The sequence below is a fragment of the Ercella succinigenes genome, from assembly GCF_900002895.1.
Genome location: NZ_CDHP01000039.1, coordinates 1 through 19,983, shown reverse-complemented (window position 1 = coordinate 19,983; position 19,983 = coordinate 1). Strand labels below are relative to the sequence as shown.

The window sequence follows — 19,983 nt, the reverse complement described above, 5'->3', positions numbered from 1 at the left end:
CTTATGGCAAAAGGACGCAGAGGCGGTTTCCCCGGAGGTGGCGGAGGATTCCCAGGTGGTAACCCTAATCAATTGATGCAGCAAGTGCAAAAAATGCAAAGAGATATGGAAAAAGCCCAGGAAGAAATAGCTGAAATGTCAGCAGAGGCAACAGCAGGCGGAAATGCTGTAAAGGTTGTTGTTTCTGGTGACAAACAAGTGAAAGAGCTTATCATTGATAAAGCAGTAGTAGATCCTGAGGATATAGAAATGCTTCAAGATCTGATAATTGTAGCAGTTAACGAGGCCTATCGCAATTTGGAAGAAAAATCAGAAGCTAGAATGAGTCAGGTTGCAGGCGGTAAAAATCTGCCCTTCGGATTCTAATTATTATGGCTAGATATTCTCCCAGCATTGCCAGACTAATCAAAGAACTGGGAAAGCTTCCAGGAATTGGTCAGAAAAGCGCTCAGAGACTGGCTTTTCATATTCTTGCTCAGCCTGAAAACCAGGCCAGCGAATTGGCCAAAGCAATAACAGAAGCCAGACAGAGTACAAGATTGTGCTCTGTCTGTTGCAATTTAACAGATCAGGATCCTTGCGAGATTTGTTGTTCTAAATCAAGAAACAGCAATCAAATTTGTGTTGTGGAAAACCCAAGAGATGTTTCTGCACTAGAGAGAATGCATGAATACAAGGGTAAATATCACGTATTGCACGGAGTTATATCTCCAATGCAGCATGTTGGTCCTGAGCAGATTCGTTTACGTGAACTTGTTCAGCGATTGCAAAATGAGCCTGAGATTGATGAATTAATTCTAGCGACTAATCCCACCGTCGAAGGTGAAGCTACAGCACTATATATAGCTCGCTTACTGAAAAAAACAGGCATAAAAATAACAAGGATCGCACACGGACTTCCAATGGGTGGAGATCTTGAGTATGCCGACGAAGTAACGCTTGCCAGAGCTCTTGAAGGAAGGCGCGAAATATAAGTAACAAAAAACTGCTTTTCCTTTAAGTAACAAAAAGCAGTCTAGCTATTGCTGGTCTTCAAAAACTATTTCATTGGGTTTAATCATACCAAGATGATCTCTGGCTATCTTTTCAACATATTCATCAGTATCAACTATATCGCGCAAGGCTTTTAATTCGCCATTTATTATATAGGCCTGATCCAATTGCTTTTGTAAAGCATATTTATTCTCTTCAATTCTCCTTAACTGCTCTTCCTGCTCAAAATAGAATGCTATGCCGGAAGCAACAGCCAGAACAACCACCAGTCCGATAATAATTCTGATAAAAACAGACTTTCTCTGTGGCGAGCTGGAAGTTTTTTTTATTTTCTTTTGATCAGACATACTACATCCATCCCCAGTCGTTAATATATAAAAGATAAAGCCCGACTGTTTCTTATGTTACCAGTTATAATTCTAAACTTTTCATCACAAAACAGCAATGGTTAAATCGGAGATAGAGCAATTTCATAACCTTTTTAATCAACATGTTACATCTTTGTAAGAACATATTTTCTGCTTATATAAATTATTCGACCATTTCATATAAATCTGCTGCTTCTTCTTTTCTAACAGTTTCTTTTATTTGAGTAACTTTTATTTTTGTATTACCATTACCAAAAGCAATTTCTATAATGTCTCCCGGCCGCACCTCAGATCCTGGTTTAGCAGGTTTGTCATTAAGCAAAACTCTACCGGCAGAACAGACCTCATTAGCCATAGTTCTGCGCTTAATAATTCTTGATACTTTAAGAAATTTATCTAATCTCATTTCTATTACCTTTCTCTTGTTTAACCTGTTCCCAAAGCATATCCAATTCCTGTAAAGACATTTTTTCAAGCTTGAGCCCTTTTCTCAAGGCTTTTTTTTCGACATCCATAAAACGGGAAATAAATTTTTCGGTGCTTTGAGCAAGGGCAATTTCTGGTTGAACATTCAAATGTCTGGCATAATTTACGATCGAAAACAGCAAATCACCTACTTCTTCAGAAATAATTTTCCCTGCTTCTTGTTCAGAAATAGTATCATGTTCAATTTGTTGTCTGGTTATTTTTATGGCATCTTCAATTTCAGAAAGCTCTTCATGTATCTTTTCAATCGGCCCATTAATATTATCCCAGTCAAAACCAGCTTTTGCTGCTTTTTGCTGAACTTTATAACTACGCTGCAATGCAGGAAGTGATTTAGGAACATCATTTATTATCTGACTATGACTGCCAAGTCCCTTCTCTTTCTTTTTGTTTTCTTCCCACAAATTTAAAACCTCTTCTGGAGAATTTCCTAAATCAGCGCCAAAAATATGTGTATGTCTTGAAATAAGTTTTTTGCAAATTCCTGAAACAACATCTGAAAAAGTAAAAGTTCCTTTTTCAGAGGCCATCTGAGCATGGAAAACAACCTGCATCAATACATCTCCTAGCTCATCACATATTCTATCCGGCTGCTGGCTATCTATTGCGTCAATTGCTTCATATGCTTCTTCAAGCATATTCTTTTTAATACTGTCATGGTTTTGTTCCCGATCCCAAGGACAGCCATCCTCACTTCTTAAAAAAGCCATCAGATCGAGCAGTTCCGACAAACTATATGAATCCTTCAATTCAAAATCTGAAGCCTTATTTTTCTTTTCGTAATTATTGGGATTATCTGTCATTTACTCACTCCTACTCATCATCTTCCAGCCATTTTATCTGGAATCTATCAAAATCTATTGTTTCTGTAAACTGCCCATCAAAAAAAATAGTTTGGTGAAACCTGGCAAATTCCTTTGTGTTTTTTTTAAGCCACAAAGGTATTGGTATTTCCATTTGATGACAAAGGTCTACAAGACAAGCTTCAAGTTGCGCAGATGTTGATTTATCCCTGTCATTACGGCTTGCAGTATCTATCTTTAATAGCAAATGCCCTTTGAAAACACGACCCTCTAATTTCATACATACTCCTGACATGTAAAAAAACAAATATAATTGCTTAACATTTTATTCACGATTATACCATGATGCCTCTACAATTCAACGTTAGTATGAGGATGCTTAATAAAGCAACCCTTCATATTAACCCCCTCCTTTAATGTCAGCGGTCCCCCCCGCTGGCATTTTCTATTAATCAACTTCCACATAGATTATATCAAAAATGCCCTCTCGAAAATTTAAATGAACCTAAAAAGAAGCCGTGCATTAATGACAGTTAATTTCATCAATGCAGCAGCTTCTTTTTTTATACTATATCTAATCAATTCACAAATACAATTTGCGGTAACGATTCAAAGCCACTTCCCAAACCTCGGTGTCTTCTGGTTCATAAATTTTTAGATCAAAAGATGCTGCTATTACTTTTCTAGCTTCTTCCAGAGATTTTATCTGGCCTTGCCCCATCAGCTGTACTGCCATATTGCCTAATGCTGTAGCTTCAATCGGACCTGCTATAACCTTACTATTGGTTGCATTGGAAGTAAACTGTGATAATAAACCATCTTTTGTTCCTCCACCTACTACATGCAATACAGGGTATTCACGCTGTGAAACCTCTTCTATCTGCTCTTTAGTTACACGATACTTAAGAGCAAGACTCTCATAGATACAACGAACAACCTCTCCTCTGGTCTGAGGTACATACTGACCTGTTTTTTCGCATAATTTCCTTATTCTTGAAGGCATGTCTCCCGGAGTTGACAGACTAAGATCATCCGGATCTATAAAGCACCGGAAAGGCTTGCAGGTAAGTGCTTCTCTTTCCATATCCGCATAACTGACCTCTTCACCTTCTCTTATCCACTGACGTCTTGACTCTTGAATTAGCCAAAGACCCATTATATTTTTCAAGAATCTTGTTTTTCTGCCATATCCGCCTTCATTTGTAAAATTATATTTAAAAGACAGATCATTTATGAGTGGATTATCACTTTCTATGCCCATCAAAGACCATGTGCCACTGCTAATATAGACAAAATCTTTTTCCGTTGCAGGAACAGATACAACAGCCGAAGCTGTATCATGTGACGTTACTGCAATAGTCTGTATAGGATCTATTTTAAGCTCATCACACAATTCCTGAGATAAAGGAAGGGCTGGAGTCCCCGCATCTTGTATCGGACAGAATAACCGGCTGGGAATACCTAGTTTTTCAATCAGATCAAAGGCCCAATCACCTTTTACAGGATCAAGCATTTGTGTAGTAGATGCCATAGTATATTCAGCATTTTTACGCCCAGTGAGAAGATACAAAAACAAATCAGGCATAAACAATGCACATTCTGCCTGTTCAAGCAAATCAGGACGCTTTTGTTTTAAAGCCATAAACTGAAACAATGAATTAAAGAAAATAAACTGTATTCCTGTGCGTTTATATAAAACATCTTTAGGAATAATCTTGAAGACTTCCTCCATCATTTCCTGAGTTCTGCTATCACGATAGTGCACAGGGTTAGCCAGTAATTGACCATATTTATCTATCAGACCAAAATCAACACCCCATGTATCAATACCCAGACTATCTATTTTGCCAAAATTTTTAGCTTTTATAAGACCCTGCTTAATTTCATGAAAAAGTCTCAAAACATCCCAGTATAGTGTTCCATTCACCATAACCGGATCATTTGAAAATCTGTGAATTTCCTGTAATTCGATTTTACTGCCGTCATAGATACCAAGCATTGCACGCCCACTAGATGCACCAAAATCAAAAGCCAGTAGTTGTTTTTTTTCTGACATGATCTTTCCTCCTGCAATTATTGATTAATCATTCTTCTGCAACAGACTTACGGTATTTTTCGCTTTCCCAGTTACTTATAAAATCTTTTCCTGCTTCATTCATTACCTGAACATCATAACTTTTTGCTTCTACATTTTCGTATATGAAGAGAATTGCTGTTAAAGTCTGATCAATAGTCAAGGCTTCTTTTTCCTTACACTGATATATAACTTCACCAGTTTCTCTGAAAATCAGACACTTTTGTTCATCAGCTTTCTCACCATCCAGCCACTGCTTTGCACTACCGGCTGCTATCTCTTTTACTTGACCTGCTAGAAAAACCAACTGATCAGGATAAAGAGCCTGACCGGCAAACAAATCTGCTGTCCAAGTCATTTTCAAAAGACGATCTGACAACCATGCAGTCTTTGATATAAACATTGTATCATTGATTTTATCAAGTTTTATATCAGGCCAAGATTTAGCATTAAGCTCAAAATATTCAATTATTGCCTGGTTAACTTTTTCATGAATATTAAGACAGTCATCAACATCATCTGCAGTTGCTATCAAACCATGATTTTCCATAAATATTATTTGCGGATAAACTCCGGACTTGGATTTTACAGTTTCTCTTGCACCTGCAATTTCAAAAGTAAGCTGTGCTCCGGGATTAATATAAGGAACATATGCATAGGGCATTCCCAAAGAAGACATTATTTTTTCGGCAATTTCTCTGCCTTGCACGCTACAGGTTATAAGATTGGCATAAACAGAATGAGAGTGCAGCACAAAGATATCAAGCATAGAATGAAAGCCAGCCTCAACCGATGGTCTTAAAACATCAAGTTCTTCTATTTGCACAAGAGCTTCTTTGGCCTTGGCTGAACCAGATTTCTCAACATCTTCAAGATCTGAAGGATTAGTTTTGCCATAAAACTCACGCAACAAAGAGTAGTCTAAAACTGCATATGCTTTGTCTTGCGTGATTTGATCTAATCTATAACCTGAGGCTTTTATAGCCATTAATTTATCATCTAGCTTGCATGACGTATTACCACCGCCACCTTGAACATAATCTGATCTTGCACCTGCCTGCTGCGACATCCTGGCAAAATCGGCCAGTCTTGTCTTGTGTTTTTCAAAATACGATTGATTCATTATCACACCTCCATCTGTTTAATATTATGACGTTCAAGAGCCTGATCACGATAAAAGACTATTCTTTCATCAAGACTGTTCATCTTGCTTAAAGTCTGCTCAGAAAACATTCCCTGATCTAGACTGTCGGTTGCTGTAAGTTCATGCCCTATCAGAGCCCAAGCAGCATCATAAAGATTAGAAAAGAAAGGATCACGCATTGCTTCACAAATGAAGCCCTGCCTTGGCTGATTAATATCCTCACCGCTGATTTGGAAGAATTCATGTTTTTCACATAGATTTTTTAATCGTATTAACTGTTCTCTTGTATTTCTTGAAGGCATATAAGTCACAGCTTTGAATCCAAGTGATTTTAATGATTCAAATAATTCCTCAAGATAATTATCTTCAAAAGTCTGAGCTTTTTTATCGCCTGTAACTGAGCTTGTTACATCTCCAAGATAAGGATATGCCAACACAATGCCATGCTTTGACGCAAAATGAGCAACCGCTGCAATCGGTGGACACTCCTCTTCATCTGCGGATATATAAAACTTCTCCACAAGATCACTTTTCAACAATCCCAGCAAATCATACGCAATATGGGGATTAGAATCATCTGACAATTGAGCTGCCGCTTTTTCAGAAACAGGGATATTTAGTTTGGACTTCAGAAAATCTATAAGCTCAATATTTGCTCCAAAGCGATCAAGCAATTTGAGTGCAACTGCATAAAGAAGATGCCTCTCCGTCACTTCTCCTCCGGCAGGATATAAAGATAAGGTTTTTATATCCCGGTCATAATCCAAAATCAATTCCGCAGGAGCCAGCAATTCGTTTAATTTAGCTGTCATTTTTCTGTTTCTGATACTGCGAGCTTTTCTTATTGGCAAAAAGAAACGTTCCAATTCATCTATTTGACTGTGCGGAACACCATGCAAAGCAACGTATGCTACTGAATTCTGATCTGGATTATTTATTCTTTTACCGGCAAAATCAGTTTTGGCAAAAGATGCTCTGCATTCTGCGCCAATTGTAGTTGGCAGGTTCATTATTCTTCCTGCCGCTATGAATTCTCTCGCACCCGCTATGGCGTCATGATCCATGATGCCAGCAGTGGAGAGCCCGGATTCCCAGGCTCTCCACACAGCTTTTGATGGTGAATATGGCGAGAAAGAATATGTAGTATGAATATGATTATTTACATCACGCCCACTCTCAGGAGCAGATATTTCACCGGAAATCACAAGATCACGCAGATCCTGTAAAGCCTTTAGTCTATCTTGCTCTAACGGAGCGTTCAGTTGTTCAATCAACTTGTTTTTTTTATCCTGACTCATTTATGCACCTCTTTGTATTCTTATACTCCAAGTCGGTTACGGCGGATTGTTTCAACATCAGTAAAGCTTTGCTTTGCAACATAATCATTGAGCGGCTGAATTTTTTCATGGAAAATATCAATGAACCAGTCAGCCTGTGGGAAGAAGTGTTCTTCAAGTTCATATGCCGGTGTTATCCAGTTGCGTGAACCGAGAACTACTGCCGGTGCATCAAGATCATCAAAGCACAGGTCATTTATATTGCGAGCCAGATCACTCAGATAAGAGCCACGATCACAAGCATCGCCTGCTACAATAATTTTTCCTGTTTTCTTTACTGATTCGATTACCATTTCATAATTAAAAGGAACCATCGAACGAGCGTCTATAACTTCTACACTTATACCATACTTCTCTTCGAATATTTTGGCCGCATCAAGAGCACGGTACAAAGTAGCGCCTATCGTTAAAATTGTCAAATCTGAACCTTTTTTCTTGATATCTGGCTCACCAATTTCGATTTCATAACTTTCCTCAGGAACTCCGCCTTCATGGAATTGTTCTGCAATATCATATATTCTCTGACTTTCAAAGAAGAGTACAGGATCAGTACCATTAAGAGCAGCAGCCATAAGACCCTTTGAATCATAAGGAGTGACAGGGAATACTACTTTCAAACCAGGAATCTGTGCACAAAGCGAAGTCCAGTCCTGCGAATGCTGCGCACCATACTTAGAACCAACAGAGACACGAACGACAACAGGCATTTTCAAAATACCGGCTGACATTGCCTGCCATTTAGGAAGCTGATTGAAAACTTCATCACCTGCTCGACCTAAGAAGTCACAGTACATAAGTTCTACCAAAGCACGTCCACCACTCATAGCATAGCCTACGGCAGATCCGACAATTGCAGCTTCTGAAATAGGAGAATTAAACAGTCTGTGATAAGGTACAGCTTCTGTTAAACCACGATATACGGCAAAAGCTCCGCCCCAGTCACGATTTTCTTCACCATAGGCAACCAATGTAGGATCTTCATAGAATTTATCCAAAATAGCTTCGAACAAACCATCACGCAACTGATAAGCCTTATTTTTTGAAACAGGTTTACCTTTTTCATCGTAGGCAAATCTGATCTTACGGGCAATCTGCTTCACACGTGCATTGTCTTCACGTTTTTGCAGCATATCAGCAGGGCGATCTTCCATTTTGGCAACTTTCTGATTAGAGAACATTATCTTTTCAATCTCATCTGGATTTTTATTAAGATCCATACGAGGAGAAATTTCTGGATCTATTGCCAAACGAACTGCTGAAGTCACAGTTTTTATAACAAATTCATCAACAGCTTCAAATTCAGACTCACTGATAACACCTGCCAAAACAAGATCAGAACGGAAGGACTGGATAGAATCTTCTCTTTCCCAAGCCTCTTTCTCCTCAACTGTACGGTAAGAATCTGCATCTGAAGGAGAATGACCTGCATAACGGTATGTAACAGTGTCAAGCAGAACCGGGCCGCGTTTTTCTTTAATGATCTCCATTTTTCTTTCCATGGCATCTATTACAGCCAAAGGATTATAACCATCTATACGCTCTGCATGCATCTGTTCAGGATTAACACCTGCGCCTATCCTGGCAACAAAGTCATATCCCATTGTTTCACCACGAGTTTGTCCGCCCATAGCATACTGGTTATTCATGATATTAAATATAAGCGGCAATCCGCCTTTCATATCACCTTCCCAGAGAGTTCTGAACTGATCCATAGCCGACATCATTAAGCCTTCCCAGACAGGACCACAGCCCATAGATCCATCACCTATATTACAGATAACAATTCCTGGTTTACTGTTAATTTTTTTGTAAAGTGCAGAACCAACAGAAATATCGGCTGAACCACCGACAATAGCATTGTTAGGATATACACCAAAAGGAAGGAAAAAGGCGTGCATAGATCCGCCGAGACCTTTATGAAAACCGGTATTTTTGGCAAATACTTCAGCTAGAGTTCCATAAATAAGAAAATCTATTGCCATTTCCTTAACAGTACGATCTTTGCCTACATTATCTTTTTCGATTATTTTCCAGATCGCGCCATCAAGAAAACCTTCCATAATTTCCAGTAATTCCTGATCTGTTAGCTTTTCTATCGCCGAAAGACTTTTTGCCAAAATATCTCCATGACTTCTATGAGAACCGAAAATAAAGTCATTTTTATTCAGATGATAAGCCTGACCTACAGCAGCGGCTTCCTGACCCATAGAAAGATGAGCCGGACCGGGATTGTTGTAGTCAAGTCCATTATAGCTGTTTGTTGTTTTTATCGAATACAGCATATTTTCGAACTCACGAATCATGCGCATATCACGATATATTTTCAGCATTTCATCTTTACTGAATTTTTTAGTTTCTTCACTTGGTTTTTTCTGATACTGATTCACCGGAATTTTCTCGAATTCGATCCAGCTTGCAGCTCTTACTTCTTTAGGGTTTACAGGTAGTTGTTTGGCCATTTTTTTACCTCCGCTTTATATTAGCTATGAAATATCGCTTCACGTATTATCTCGCCCACAGTCGGGTGAGGGAAAATCAGTTCTTTTATATGATCAACTGTCATTTCTGTTTCAACCAGCATTCCTGCAGCAAGAATAATTTCTGATGCATAACTGCCAATCATATGACAACCTATCAATCTTTTATCGGCAGGATCAATTAGCAATTTGATCAAACCGTCGCCTGAGTCATTTTCAGCCATATAACGGCCACTATAATTCATCGGCAATGATACTTTTTTGTATTCAATCCCTTTTTCTTTGCAGGTTTCTTCAGTTTCACCAACAAAAGCCATTTCTGGATTGGTGTAGATAACGGAAGGCATAGCCTGATAACGCATGTTATCCTTTTTACCTACAATGGTGTTTATTGCAACTTCTGCTTCACGATAGGCAGCATGTGCAAGCATCCAGACACCATTAACATCACCAACGGCATATACACCAGGTACATTTGTACGTCCTTGTGAATCAGTAACTATACGTCCTCGTTCTACCAGAACATTTATATTCTCAAGTCCAAAGTTCTGAGTAACCGCTCTTCTGCCGACGCTCATCAAGGTAACCTGTGAATCTGTCGTATTTATCTTGCCCGACTGATCTTTAAAGCTAACTTTGCCGCCGTTTACTTCCGTAACCTGACAGCCAAGATGGAAAACAATGCCTTTTTTCTCAAAGCTTTTTTGCAAAACAGAGGCTATTTCTCTATCTGCCGCACCGGCAATATGGTCAAGCATCTCAACTACAGTAACTTTTGTACCCACCGTGCTAAAATAATTTGCCATTTCCAGACCTATAACTCCACCACCTACAACAACCATGGTATCAGGAATTATTTCCAGATCTAGAATCTCACGATTAGTAACAACAGAACCATCCTGCATACCTTCACGTACACCGGGAATAGGCGGCACCACGGCTTCCGAACCGGTTGCAATCAATAAACGTTTCCCTTCAAATTTTTCATTTTCAACAGAAACCGTTATTATTCCATCCGCGGAACGTCCTTCAATCTTGCCAAAGCCCTGCTTTATAGTAACCTTTTTACTCTTTAACTGAGCATTGATACCGGCAACAAGATTTTTCACAACCTTATTTTTACGAGCAACAACTACTGCCTGATCAATTTTAGCATCACTTGACGTAACACCATATTTTTCACCATTTTTTGCATGATCATATACTTTGGCACTGTTCAAAAGAGTCTTGGAAGGTATACAGCCTTCATTAAGGCAAACCCCTCCCAGCTTATTTTTTTCTATGAGAAGAGTAGATAGGCCTGCTTCACCTGCCCGTTCTGCAGCAAGATAACCGCCTGGACCTCCACCTATTACTATTAAATCAAACATTACTGTCCTCCCTTTTTAATGCATCAGCAACAGAGAAAAATTCTCAAGAACTGTTTTAAGATCTTTCAGGAATCTGGCTGCCGGAGCACCGTCAAGCGCTCTGTGATCAAAAGTAAGAGACAGTGCCATTGATGGATAGGTTTTTATCTCACCATTAACTTCACGCACTTTTGTCGTAATTGTATTTACACCAAGAATACATGTTTGCGGTGGATTTATAACAGGCGTAAATGATTCTATACCAAGTGTTCCCAAATTAGTTACAGTAAAAGTACCACCCTTGAGAACATCTGGATTGATTGTGCCCTCCTGACATGCTGCAACAGATGATTTCACAGAAGCAGATAGTTCTGAAAGGCTCATCAGATCTGAATTAAAAATGGTAGGAACCATTAAACCACGCGGAGTATCAACAGCAACACCCATATGCACTCTGTTGAAAAATGTCATTTTTTCATCATCGTAATGAGCATTGCATTCTGGATGTCTTGATAAAGTATTAGCCGCCGCATAAAGGATAATATCGTTTAGAGTAGGCACTTTTTCTGCAAGAGCAAATCCATTTTCTGTATTCAGACCCTTTTCACCCGCGGCTTTTAGACGCTTGCGCAAAGATAAAATGTCGCTGGCATCAAAGCTTGTGTTAAGGGTAAGCTGTGCCATTTGAGCAAGTGAAGCATGCATTGAACGTGCAATAACTTTACGAATATTGCTATGCTTTTCTACATAACTCTCAGGACCTGCATCAACAACTTTTCCACCAGAAGCCGAAGTTGCTGCAACGATATTTTTCGTATCACTTACAGATACTCTTCCGCCTATACCTGTTCCTACAATATCAGTACCATGCGCATAACCGGCAGCTTGCGTTACAAGCCTGCCTTCATCTATCAATTTCTGAACATCTCTTTCTATAACCCGGTTTTTCGGCCCCGTTGGCTGAGCAAACCTCAGATCGGCACCTGCTTTTTCAGCCAGTTTTTTTGCTCTGGGACTGATTGCTTCTGGCAAGTCACCTGCAACAGAAGAAATCGTGTTTTCGCTAGTCTGGATAACGTCTTTTTCTTCTTCTTTTGCAGAAACTTCATTTGATACAGATTCTTCATTTTCTTCTTCATTTTCCCCACGCGGGTCAAATTCAGAAAAATCTTCTCCCTCTTCACCAATAACACAGACATTCATTAAGCAAGGAACATCATCGCCCTCTTCAAAAAAACACTCCAACAAAACTCCATCAACTTTTGCAGTTTCGTCAAAAGTTGCTTTATCCGTCTCATAGGTAAAAAGCATGTCGCCGTTTTTGACAACATCTCCTTTTTGTTTATGCCATTTACCAATTATGCAGCTTTCAACAGATTGCCCCTGACGAGGCATAATTACAGCAGTAGCCATATTCTCTCTTACCTCCTAATTATTTAAGCATATTCTGTCCACCGGTGACAGGAATTGCCTGTCCGGTTTCATATTGTTGTTCTACACAATACATAATGGCTTTTGTTACATCCAATGGAGAACAGCCACGACGCATAGGAACCTTTGAAACATAGAATTCATAAACATCTTCTACTGTTTTAGCTCCAGGAACTTTGCCAGCATTTAAATACTGAGTAAAAAGTCCCTTTTCAGGATCACTCCAAAGTGGACCTTCATAATAATTACCAGGACAGATTGCATTTACCTTGATATTATCTTCGACCAATTCCTTAGCAAAACTCTGAACAAGTCCTATACCGCCAAATTTACCGCCTGCATAAGCAAAATTCTTGTTTGAGCCTTCTAATCCTGATTTGGAATTGATTTGAACAATATCGCCATAGTAGGCTTTGTCAAATCTTGTCTGAATCTTCATTGGTCTTGATCCGTATTTAGCCACCAAAAAGAAAGCCGTGTAATTTATTCTTGTAACAAATTCAAATGCGTTGAGCGTCATATCTTCCAAACCACCTGCTTTAAGCACACCTGCATTACTTACAAGAATATCCAGCCCACCATATGCCAAAGCAATATTCTCCATCAAATCTTTAACGGAACTCTCATCACCAACATTTACAGGAAAAGCTTTACCTGCGTTTGCACCATATTCAGAACAAAGAGAACCAGCGACCTGGCCGGCCAATTCATTGTTTAAATCAGCAATGACAACATGTGCACCAGCAGCTGCAAGTTCACGTGCGATACCTTCACCGAAACCCTGGGCACCGCCCGTAACTAATGCAATTTTCCCTTTAAGACGGTTTTGTTCAGCATTTGTGCCGGGTTCATTGAAAGAGAATTGCCCGATACCTTCAATCATTATTGACTTAGCGGACTTGTTTTCCAAAGCCATTTTCTGAAAACCAGCATACAAAGATTCTAAATCATCATATTCATCCGCATTGAAACTCAAAGCATCATCACTGATTTTTGTCTCTGAATAAGAAACAAGCTGCAATTTTCCATTTTCTTTGAAAAGCGACCGTAAAGCAGGTGCAATTGCCGCAGCCACATGCTTCTTACTTTCCATTTGCTCGATCCAATTTGACATTTTGTATATCCTTTCATTAATTGAATTTTACCAACAACGTTTACAGCAAATTACAAAAACCGGATCGGCAGATTTGTCCGATCCGGCCGCTTAAATCAGATGCAGTCAGCATTTTCTAAAAGATATTTTTCAGCTTCCATACACCAAAGTCCATTATTAGACTCAACAATATCGGCAAGTTTAGCAAACATCTGGTCTTTTTCTCCAAGCTTGCGGAAATCATCTAAAGCTGTAAGAGGCATACTTACATGCGTATAAATAAGTTTTTTACCACCCGGTATTTTAGGAAGGTTAAGTGTAGTATCAACAACACTATCAAGTCCACCAACATGAGTTATCATAGCTGAAGGATCGAGTTTTCCTTTGGCCATCAGATCCAAAGATTCTATCAGGTCATCGGTATTACCACCGCTATTTCCGGCAACATGTGTAGCATTATAATGAACATTATAAAAATTAAAACTAGCAGCAAATTCTGTATTTGTAGGTCCGGCAAAGAAATTCAGACAACCATCGTATGCCAGTATTTTATCAGCCTGCTCTACAACTGCTGCAACAGGGGCATAAACATAAACATCATTATATCCATCCCCTTCTGATAATTTTAATAATTCTGCAGGAACATCCTGCATCTTGGATGTATTAACGTAAATTAGTTCAACACCATTTTTCTTGGCTTCTTCAACAGTATATATGGAAGCAGCTCTTGCCAGACGAGCCTCATCTATATCTGTGACAACAAGAAGACCAGGACGGCGCGGTCCATGAATAGCATAGTCAATTGCACCAAGACCCATTGGTCCAACACCTGCCAGCAAAGCCATTTTGCCGCCTTCTACTATACCCATTTTATGCTCATAACTACCAGCTGTAGTGTGATAATTAACATGGAAACCACCTACAATACAAGATACAGGTTCACCCAAAGAACCAAAGTAGAAAGCATCTCCTTCATAATGCAAAAGACAGTTTCTTTCCATTACGATCTCAGGAATGACGATGTACTGAGAAGCACCGCCAATATGGCGGAAAGTATAGCCGGGAGCGGCATAAACATTTTTAGGATCATTGATTGCCGGCTGTATCGCAAATCTATCACCAGCCTTAAACTGCCCTGCCCACTTACTCCCAACTTCAACTATTTCTCCACAAAATTCATGTCCTATAATTATTGGATTTTCATTAATATCTTCTGGGACACGTTTATGATCAGAACCTTGTATTGCAGCTTTATAAGAAGACATGCATATGCTGTCAGAAACAATTTTGGCCAGAATCTCTCCTTCACCTATTTGCGGAAGTTCAAATTCCTCCAGTCTAAGATCGCTTTTCCCATAAAGTCTTACAGCTTTAGTTTTCATTAAGTAAATCCTCCTTTTACAGAAACCAATGTATTTTGTTCTTTTCAGTTATTATTGACCAAGTTACTAAACCTCTTAGATAGATACTACAATTAGCTCGTTATCTAAAAAAGCAGTTTAATTTCACATAGCTTAAATGTCTATGTTAGATTATAACACATATTTGTTAAATGTTAACACCTAACAGTTAATATTTTTCACACTTTTATCATCTTTTAACATTTATTAACATCAAAACAAAAAAGCGATTTAAATTTTTTATCCAAAACCAGAAAGCTTGAAAACACTGAAACAAAGGGATTTTAAGAGAAACATATTTTAATTCTTGTTTTTTATAAATATTTTCCCCAGCTTGAAATCTTGATTATTGTAATAATTAACAGCCTGTGTTATGATTTGTTTAACTAAACATAACACACTAGATTTTCATGTAATTTTTGGAGGTTTCAAATGCCAAAAGAGCGACGCGAAGCCATTAATGAGATCATTCAAATGCGAGGCGAAGTAAAACTATCTGAACTGGAAAAAGAGTATTCTGATGTTTCGAGCATGACTTTGAGGCGTGATCTGGAAGCACTTGAAAGACAGGGTCGCATTATCAGAATACGTGGTGGAGCTAAGTCTATTGCGCATCTGTCTATGTTAAAAGAGGCAGTATATACTCAAAGGCAAGCATCCAATACCCCCGCCAAAATGAGAATCGCCGAGAAGGCAGCTCAACTTATTTCTTCCGGAAGATCTATTTATATAGACTCCGGAACGACCTGCATGTCTCTTGCGCAGAAAATCAGTGATCAGAATCTATTTGTGCTGACACCGGCACCTAATATCGCACTCGAGTTAATTAAAAATTCTAATGTAAAAGTGAACCTTACCGGCGGGCAGTTGAATAGAGATACCTTGACCTTATCGGGTTTCAACGCTACAGAATATGTCAAATCTATAAATATAGATATAGCTTTTATGGCAGCAAGCGCCTTCTCCTTGCAAAACGGGTTCACTTGTGGCGATTATTACGAAGCCGAGCTGAAAAGGCTTATTATTCGCAAAGCACAGCAAGTAATATTGATGATGGATTCAAGTAAGGTAAATACCGGAATGCCTTATACTTTTGCAAGATTAAATCAAATTCAGACCTTGATTACGGATGATCAGCTACCGGAAGATTATTTAAAGGCAATCAGGCAAGCACGCGTTGTCCTTCTATGAGAATAAAATATACGAGGTAATTTTAATGTCCCAGGCACTGATTATTAAATCTTCCAGTCATAACCCCTGGCATAATCTGGCTCTGGAAGAGTATTTGATGCATAATATGCCCGATAATGATTCGGTAGCATTATATCTCTGGCAAAATCAAAATACTGTAGTAATAGGACGCAATCAAAACGCCTGGGCAGAATGCAAAACTGCATTACTGGAAGAGGAAGGCGGACGACTTGCCCGCAGAACCACCGGAGGCGGCGCAGTTTTCCACGATCTTGGTAATTTGAATTTTTCTATCATCCTACCCGAAAAACTTTTTAATCTCGACAACACTTTCCACCTCGTTTTAAAAGCAGTTCAGAAAACAGGAATTCAGGCAGAACGCTCTGGAAGAAATGACCTGCTAACTAATGGCTTAAAATTTTCCGGCAACGCATTCAGAATTGATAAAGGTTTCGGACTGCATCATGGAACATTACTGGTTCATTCAGAATATGAAAGAGTCGGCAGATATTTAACTGTATCGCCAGCTAAACTAGCGGCCAAAGGAGTAAAATCTGTTAGATCAAGAATAACTAATCTAAAATCTATTGCGCCGGACATAACTGTAAAGGATCTTGAGGAATCAATGATTGATTCTTTTCATCTTTATGTTGAACAGTTGAATGAAAATCGGGAAAATGAATATAGTTATAAATATTTAACAGATCACGAGTTCAATGTTGATCAAAGTTTCTCTACGATAGAAAAAACTTTTTCCTCATGGGATTGGAGATATGGTGAAACTATAAATTTCGATATTGAAATTGAAACAAGATTTGACTGGGGCATGATACGTCTAGGATTTGTTATTAGCGATGGTTTCATAAAGAAATCTCGAATTTATTCAGATGCTTTGGAAAGCGATCTTTTAAAAGATATAGCGATCCTTCTGGAAGGTTGTAAATTTCACTCTTCAGATATAATAGCCAGGTTATTAAAATCAGACGATTTCAGCCAAAGTTTCGTAACAGAAAAAGAACGAATAATTCAAGATATTTCAGACTGGATAAAAAAACAAGGCTGGTAAAAAATACACAACGAAAGCTATAAAATACTATTTAGACAGAATATTCACACTTTACTGCAGTTATGTTAAACTACCAAGAGTATGAGTATACAAATAAATTTCTGCAGGTGTAAATATTATGATAACAAGCAATATTCAGGTAAAAAGAATAAATAAAATTAATACTTTTAATTACATTAAAAATCATGATAACGTTTCTATGCCTGAAATTGCTAATGCTTTGCGCATAAGCGGCCCCACCGTGCTGCAAAACGTTAAAGAGCTGATAGCTTCCGGGTTGATTACAGAAACAGGCACAATAGCTTCCAAAGGAGGCAGAAAAGCAAGGTCACTAGATGTTGTGGCAAATGCTTATTTTGGTATAGGTTTGGAAATAGGAAAGCGTAATATCAGTATTGTCATTGCAAACCTCAAAGGAGAAATGGTATCAAGTGAGAAGTTTAAGATAGATTTTCAAAACAAGACAGTATACTACAGACAGATTTTCGAATTTATTGAGCAGGCAATAAAAAGAAGCTCCGTAGAAAAGGAAAAAGTACTTGGTGTAGGAATATCAATTCCAGGTATTATGGATTATAGAAATCGTAAAATATCTCATTCTCACGTATTAAGAATATTTGATGTACCTTTTAATTTTATTACAAAGGAAATCCCATATGACTGTTTTTTCCTAAACGATGCAAATGCAGCTATGGTTGCCGAAATAAGTGGCAAAAATCCTGTAAAGGGCAGAATTTATCTTTCTTTAAGTAATGGTGTCGGTGGAGCTATATTGGGAAACGAGCAGTTTTATGGCAAAGAAGATTATGTTCTTAAGCAACTTTTCATCGGTGATAACTGGAGAAGTGCAGAGTTTGGTCACAATACTATTGTTCCTGAAGGAAAACTTTGCTACTGCGGTAAAAAAGGCTGTTTTGACGCATATTGCAATGCAACTATTCTCTCCGAACATACTGATGGTAAACTGGATATATTTTTTCTGAAATTAAGCAAAGGTGACAACAACCTGCAAAAAATATGGGACGAGTACTTATATTATCTTGCAATTCAGGTAAATAGTCTGAGAATGATATTCGACAGCAATATTATAATTGGTGGATATGTAGGCGGTTTTATGGAACCATATATAGATGATCTAAGATCTAAAGCTGCAGAGTTGAACACTTTTGAGCCTGACGGTAATTATATTAAAACATGTAATCATCACTATGAAGCGTCAGCTTTAGGCGCCGCATATCAGCAGATAGGCAATTTTATTAATAGAATCAATTAGTGGTTATGGAAAGTCAAAGAAAAAACCGAAAATTTAAAATCCGTAATATTTCTCTTTTAATTATAATATATTTTATTATCGGTTCTTCAGCACCTTTTATAATTGAACAGCAAGTCAGTGCTGATTTTAAGCAGGAATTTGTTCTGCCAGACATTCTCAATTCAGAACTTACAGTATCAGATTATGCTGCTATCATAGAAGACGGAATGGATGCTCTGAGTATAAGACTGCAGATGATTGAACAAGCAGAAAACCAGATTCGTTTATCAACTTTTGATATGAGAAACGATAACAGCAGTCAAGATGTAATTGCATGCCTTATAGCAGCTGCCGATCGAGGAGTTCAGGTAGAAATTTTAGTTGACGGTTTGGCCGGAAGCATGCATATGTCAAGAAAATCTTTGTTCTATGCCGCCGGAAATCACCCCAATATAGAATTCAAGTTTTATCAACTACCATCTATATCAAGACCTTGGCGTCTGCACGGGAGAATGCATGACAAAATATTAATTGTAGATGACAACGCATATTTAATCGGCGGAAGAAACAATTATGATTATTTTCTCGGTGACTATGAGCCTGATAAAATGAGTTATGATAGAGAAGTTTTGGTATACAACAACAAATTAGAAAAAGCCGATTTGCCTTCTTCCATATATGAAATCATAGAATATTTCGATTCCTTGTGGTCTTTAGATGTAAACAGAACAATGTATGGAAGCGAACCACGATTAAAAAACAATCGTGTTGAAACAAAGAAATTTGATCTTTCAGACCATTATAAAAGTATGCAATCCAATCCAGAATCACCTTTAAATATTGAAATAGAGTATTCAGATATACTTGTCCCTGTTGACCAAATACATTTGATTAATAATCCAATTCACACTAAAGGAAAAGAACCTCTGGTCTGGTTTCAGATGATAGAATTAATGAAATCGGCAGAATCAAAGGTCGTTATTCAGTCACCTTATGCTGTTTTCAATAAAGCTATGTATGATGATATAACAGAAATATGTCAGACAACAGATCAGGTAGAACTATTATTAAATTCAAAAGCTGTAGGCGATAATCTAGTCGCATTGTCAGATTATCGTCTGAACAAGAAAAATATTTTGAATACAGGAGTAGACTTATACGAGTTCAAAGGCGAAAATTCAGTCCATGCCAAATCTATAAGCATTGACTCTGAAATATCAATAATAGGATCATTTAATTTTGACCGCAGAAGCAAGTACATAGATACAGAAACAATGCTTATTATTAAAAGCAAAGAGTTAAATGAAGAATTAAATTATAATTTTAATTATTTCAAAGAACAATCCTTAAGGGCTATCTCTGCAGATGAATACGAAAAAAATTCAGATGTTAAACCAGTTAACCCCAAATGGTATAAAAGAATTCTTATGGTGATCTTGTCGTGGATACTACAACCATTTAGATTTTTAATTTAGAAAACATAATATATTTCTGTATTAAATAATAGTTACATTTTGTA

General features: G+C 38.0%; 18 protein-coding genes. 6 read left to right on the top strand and 12 right to left on the bottom strand.

The window, feature by feature from the left end; genetic code table 11:
* Positions 1-3: 3 nt before the first annotated feature.
* Together AC0KSB_RS08670 and recR are read left to right on the top strand one after the other, a co-directional pair.
* The gene (locus AC0KSB_RS08670; RefSeq protein WP_472308313.1) at positions 4-366 is read left to right on the top strand and encodes a YbaB/EbfC family nucleoid-associated protein; all 363 of its coding nucleotides are present in this window, start codon (positions 4-6) and stop codon (positions 364-366) included.
* Between the two features lie 5 nt (positions 367-371).
* Entirely contained in the window at positions 372-974 is a 603-nt protein-coding gene (recR, locus tag AC0KSB_RS08665) for a recombination mediator RecR (protein ID WP_472308311.1), read from the top strand.
* A 45-nt stretch (positions 975-1,019) separates the two neighbouring features.
* Here the strand turns inward: recR and AC0KSB_RS08660 are convergent, their stop codons facing one another.
* From AC0KSB_RS08660 to AC0KSB_RS08605, 12 genes are all read right to left on the bottom strand, one after another.
* Positions 1,020-1,340: an FtsB family cell division protein gene (locus AC0KSB_RS08660; protein WP_472308309.1), complete on the bottom strand. Its 321-nt coding sequence runs from the start codon at positions 1,338-1,340 to the stop codon at positions 1,020-1,022.
* Positions 1,341-1,524: 184 nt separating this feature from the next.
* The gene (locus AC0KSB_RS08655; RefSeq protein ID WP_472308307.1) at positions 1,525-1,767 is read right to left on the bottom strand and encodes an RNA-binding S4 domain-containing protein; all 243 of its coding nucleotides are present in this window, start codon (positions 1,765-1,767) and stop codon (positions 1,525-1,527) included.
* Positions 1,754-2,650, bottom strand: coding sequence for a nucleoside triphosphate pyrophosphohydrolase (gene mazG, locus AC0KSB_RS08650; RefSeq protein WP_472308305.1), 897 nt, complete (start codon positions 2,648-2,650; stop codon positions 1,754-1,756). Before mazG ends, AC0KSB_RS08655 begins: the two co-directional genes overlap by 14 nt.
* A gap of 10 nt (positions 2,651-2,660) precedes the next feature.
* Positions 2,661-2,930 carry a hypothetical protein gene (locus AC0KSB_RS08645; RefSeq protein ID WP_472308303.1) on the bottom strand — a complete coding sequence of 90 codons (270 nt, stop codon included), beginning with the start codon at positions 2,928-2,930 and terminating at the stop codon, positions 2,661-2,663.
* A 303-nt stretch (positions 2,931-3,233) separates the two neighbouring features.
* Positions 3,234-4,706, bottom strand: a complete 1,473-nt coding sequence (locus tag AC0KSB_RS08640; RefSeq protein WP_472308301.1) for a rhamnulokinase — start codon at positions 4,704-4,706, stop codon at positions 3,234-3,236.
* 28 nt (positions 4,707-4,734) lie between these two features.
* On the bottom strand, positions 4,735-5,847 hold the full coding sequence (locus tag AC0KSB_RS08635) for a class II aldolase/adducin family protein (protein ID WP_472308299.1): 1,113 nt from the start codon (positions 5,845-5,847) through the stop codon (positions 4,735-4,737).
* Between the two features lie 2 nt (positions 5,848-5,849).
* A complete protein-coding gene (locus AC0KSB_RS08630; protein WP_472308297.1) occupies positions 5,850-7,166 on the bottom strand; it encodes a PHP domain-containing protein in 1,317 nt (438 codons plus the stop codon).
* Positions 7,167-7,186: 20 nt separating this feature from the next.
* The gene (locus AC0KSB_RS08625; protein ID WP_472308295.1) at positions 7,187-9,664 is read right to left on the bottom strand and encodes an alpha-ketoacid dehydrogenase subunit alpha/beta; all 2,478 of its coding nucleotides are present in this window, start codon (positions 9,662-9,664) and stop codon (positions 7,187-7,189) included.
* A 20-nt stretch (positions 9,665-9,684) separates the two neighbouring features.
* Positions 9,685-11,052, bottom strand: coding sequence for a dihydrolipoyl dehydrogenase (gene lpdA / locus AC0KSB_RS08620; RefSeq protein WP_472308293.1), 1,368 nt, complete (start codon positions 11,050-11,052; stop codon positions 9,685-9,687).
* Positions 11,053-11,067: 15 nt separating this feature from the next.
* Positions 11,068-12,444: a dihydrolipoamide acetyltransferase family protein gene (locus AC0KSB_RS08615; protein WP_472308291.1), complete on the bottom strand. Its 1,377-nt coding sequence runs from the start codon at positions 12,442-12,444 to the stop codon at positions 11,068-11,070.
* Between the two features lie 19 nt (positions 12,445-12,463).
* A complete protein-coding gene (locus AC0KSB_RS08610; protein ID WP_472308289.1) occupies positions 12,464-13,576 on the bottom strand; it encodes an SDR family NAD(P)-dependent oxidoreductase in 1,113 nt (370 codons plus the stop codon).
* A gap of 95 nt (positions 13,577-13,671) precedes the next feature.
* Entirely contained in the window at positions 13,672-14,937 is a 1,266-nt protein-coding gene (locus tag AC0KSB_RS08605) for a zinc-binding dehydrogenase (RefSeq protein ID WP_472308287.1), read from the bottom strand.
* A gap of 450 nt (positions 14,938-15,387) precedes the next feature.
* Here AC0KSB_RS08605 and AC0KSB_RS08600 point away from each other — a divergent pair, with 450 nt between their 5' ends.
* The 4 genes from AC0KSB_RS08600 (at position 15,388) to AC0KSB_RS08585 (ending at position 19,939) form a co-directional block, all read left to right on the top strand.
* Positions 15,388-16,146, top strand: a complete 759-nt coding sequence (locus AC0KSB_RS08600; RefSeq protein ID WP_472308285.1) for a DeoR/GlpR family DNA-binding transcription regulator — start codon at positions 15,388-15,390, stop codon at positions 16,144-16,146.
* A 25-nt stretch (positions 16,147-16,171) separates the two neighbouring features.
* Positions 16,172-17,212 carry a lipoate--protein ligase gene (locus tag AC0KSB_RS08595; RefSeq protein ID WP_472308283.1) on the top strand — a complete coding sequence of 347 codons (1,041 nt, stop codon included), beginning with the start codon at positions 16,172-16,174 and terminating at the stop codon, positions 17,210-17,212.
* A 118-nt stretch (positions 17,213-17,330) separates the two neighbouring features.
* On the top strand, positions 17,331-18,485 hold the full coding sequence (locus tag AC0KSB_RS08590; protein ID WP_472308281.1) for an ROK family transcriptional regulator: 1,155 nt from the start codon (positions 17,331-17,333) through the stop codon (positions 18,483-18,485).
* A gap of 5 nt (positions 18,486-18,490) precedes the next feature.
* Positions 18,491-19,939 carry a phospholipase D-like domain-containing protein gene (locus tag AC0KSB_RS08585; RefSeq protein WP_472308279.1) on the top strand — a complete coding sequence of 483 codons (1,449 nt, stop codon included), beginning with the start codon at positions 18,491-18,493 and terminating at the stop codon, positions 19,937-19,939.
* Positions 19,940-19,983: the final 44 nt, after the last annotated feature.

What these genes read in the sequence shown, in the direction of transcription:
- AC0KSB_RS08670 (WP_472308313.1), top strand. Translation starts at nt 4, where the DNA reads ATGGCAAAAGGACGCAGAGGCGGTTTCCCCGGAGGTGGCGGAGGATTC.
- recR (WP_472308311.1), top strand. Translation starts at nt 372, where the DNA reads ATGGCTAGATATTCTCCCAGCATTGCCAGACTAATCAAAGAACTGGGA.
- AC0KSB_RS08660 (WP_472308309.1), bottom strand. Translation starts at nt 1,340, where the DNA reads ATGTCTGATCAAAAGAAAATAAAAAAAACTTCCAGCTCGCCACAGAGA.
- AC0KSB_RS08655 (WP_472308307.1), bottom strand. Translation starts at nt 1,767, where the DNA reads ATGAGATTAGATAAATTTCTTAAAGTATCAAGAATTATTAAGCGCAGA.
- mazG (WP_472308305.1), bottom strand. Translation starts at nt 2,650, where the DNA reads ATGACAGATAATCCCAATAATTACGAAAAGAAAAATAAGGCTTCAGAT.
- AC0KSB_RS08645 (WP_472308303.1), bottom strand. Translation starts at nt 2,930, where the DNA reads ATGAAATTAGAGGGTCGTGTTTTCAAAGGGCATTTGCTATTAAAGATA.
- AC0KSB_RS08640 (WP_472308301.1), bottom strand. Translation starts at nt 4,706, where the DNA reads ATGTCAGAAAAAAAACAACTACTGGCTTTTGATTTTGGTGCATCTAGT.
- AC0KSB_RS08635 (WP_472308299.1), bottom strand. Translation starts at nt 5,847, where the DNA reads ATGAATCAATCGTATTTTGAAAAACACAAGACAAGACTGGCCGATTTT.
- AC0KSB_RS08630 (WP_472308297.1), bottom strand. Translation starts at nt 7,166, where the DNA reads ATGAGTCAGGATAAAAAAAACAAGTTGATTGAACAACTGAACGCTCCG.
- AC0KSB_RS08625 (WP_472308295.1), bottom strand. Translation starts at nt 9,664, where the DNA reads ATGGCCAAACAACTACCTGTAAACCCTAAAGAAGTAAGAGCTGCAAGC.
- lpdA (WP_472308293.1), bottom strand. Translation starts at nt 11,052, where the DNA reads ATGTTTGATTTAATAGTAATAGGTGGAGGTCCAGGCGGTTATCTTGCT.
- AC0KSB_RS08615 (WP_472308291.1), bottom strand. Translation starts at nt 12,444, where the DNA reads ATGGCTACTGCTGTAATTATGCCTCGTCAGGGGCAATCTGTTGAAAGC.
- AC0KSB_RS08610 (WP_472308289.1), bottom strand. Translation starts at nt 13,576, where the DNA reads ATGTCAAATTGGATCGAGCAAATGGAAAGTAAGAAGCATGTGGCTGCG.
- AC0KSB_RS08605 (WP_472308287.1), bottom strand. Translation starts at nt 14,937, where the DNA reads ATGAAAACTAAAGCTGTAAGACTTTATGGGAAAAGCGATCTTAGACTG.
- AC0KSB_RS08600 (WP_472308285.1), top strand. Translation starts at nt 15,388, where the DNA reads ATGCCAAAAGAGCGACGCGAAGCCATTAATGAGATCATTCAAATGCGA.
- AC0KSB_RS08595 (WP_472308283.1), top strand. Translation starts at nt 16,172, where the DNA reads ATGTCCCAGGCACTGATTATTAAATCTTCCAGTCATAACCCCTGGCAT.
- AC0KSB_RS08590 (WP_472308281.1), top strand. Translation starts at nt 17,331, where the DNA reads ATGATAACAAGCAATATTCAGGTAAAAAGAATAAATAAAATTAATACT.
- AC0KSB_RS08585 (WP_472308279.1), top strand. Translation starts at nt 18,491, where the DNA reads ATGGAAAGTCAAAGAAAAAACCGAAAATTTAAAATCCGTAATATTTCT.